Source organism: Micromonospora sp. NPDC048169 (assembly GCF_040652815.1).
Classification (GTDB): Bacteria; Actinomycetota; Actinomycetes; order Mycobacteriales; family Micromonosporaceae; genus Micromonospora.
In genome coordinates, this window is record NZ_JBEZMS010000027.1 from 1 (window position 1) to 1,282 (window position 1,282).

The 1,282-nt window shown below is 75.0% G+C and carries 1 pseudogene; it reads right to left on the reverse strand.

Annotated elements, in window-relative coordinates:
* Window positions 1-153: 153 nt before the first annotated feature.
* Window positions 154-1,282, reverse strand: a pseudogene (locus AB0D28_RS21535) (hypothetical protein); the annotation flags it as partial.

Consider the following 1,282-nt stretch of genomic DNA (forward strand, 5'->3'; position numbering starts at 1 on the left):
CCTCCAGCGCCGATGGTACTGCACTCGGGAGGGTGTGGGAGAGTAGGACACCGCCGGACAATCTTCCAGTCGAGGGCCGCCCCAGCAGGGGCGGCCCTCGACTGCGTTAGCGTTCTCGGCGGAAACGCCATCAGGAAGGATGTACCTGTGAGCTCAGGACCCCAGGGCGGGGACCGCCCCCGTCGTTACGAGGATCGCGCCGACCGCGGCCAGGGGCGTGGTGACGCCGGCCGCGACGGCCGTCGCGATGACCGTCCCTCGTACCGGGGCGGCCGCGACGACCGCCCGGGCGGCTTCCGTGGTGGCGATCGCGACAGTGGCGCCCGTGGCGGCGACCGTCGCGAAGGCGGCTTCCGTGGCGGTGACCGCCGTGAGGGTGGTGCCCGTGAGGGCGGTTTCCGTGGCGGTGACCGTCGCGAGGGCGGTTTCCGTGGCGGGGACCGCCGCGAGGGCGGTTTCCGGAGCGGGGGTCGCGAGGGCGGCTTCGGCGGTGGTGACCGTCGCGAGGGCGGTTTCCGTGGCGGCGACCGCCGTGAGGGCGGTTTCGGCGGCGGTGATCGTCGCGAAGGCGGTCTCCGGGGCGGCGACCGTGACAGCGGTTTCCGCGGCGGGGAGCGTCGCGAGGGTGGCTTCCGCGGCGGTGACCGTCGCGAAGGCGGCGCGCGTGAGGGTGGCTTCCGCGGGGGCGACCGCCGTGAGAGTGGTGGTTTCCGGGGCGGCGACCGCCGCGAGGCGGGTGCCCGTGACGGTGGTTTCCGTGGCGCTGAGCGTCGTGAAGGCGGCTTCGCCGGTGGCGATCGTCGCGAAGGCGGTTTCCGTGGCGGCGACCGCCGTGAGGGCGGTTTCCGTGCTGGCGACCGCCGTGAGGGTGGCTTCCGGAGCGGGGGCCGCGAGGGCGGCGACCGTCGCGAGGGCGGTTTCCGGGGCGGAGACCGCGAGGGTGGCTTCCGGAGCGGCGAGCGCCGTGAGGGTGGTTTCCGTGGTGGCGACCGCCGTGAGGGTGGTGCCCGTGAGGGCGGTTTCCGGGGCGGTGACCGTCGCGAGAGCGGCGCCCGTGATGGTGGTTTCCGTGGTGGCGACCGCCGCGAGGGCGGCTTCCGTGGCGGCGACCGTGAGGGTGGCTTCCGGAGCGGGGGCCGCGAGGGCGGCGACCGTCGCGAGGGTGGCTTCCGGGGCGGCGAGCGCCGTGAGGGTGGCTTCCGCGGTGGTGACCGTGACGGTGGCTTCCGTGGGGGAGACCGCCGTGAGGGTGGTGCCCGTGAGGGTGGTTTCCGGGGCGGTG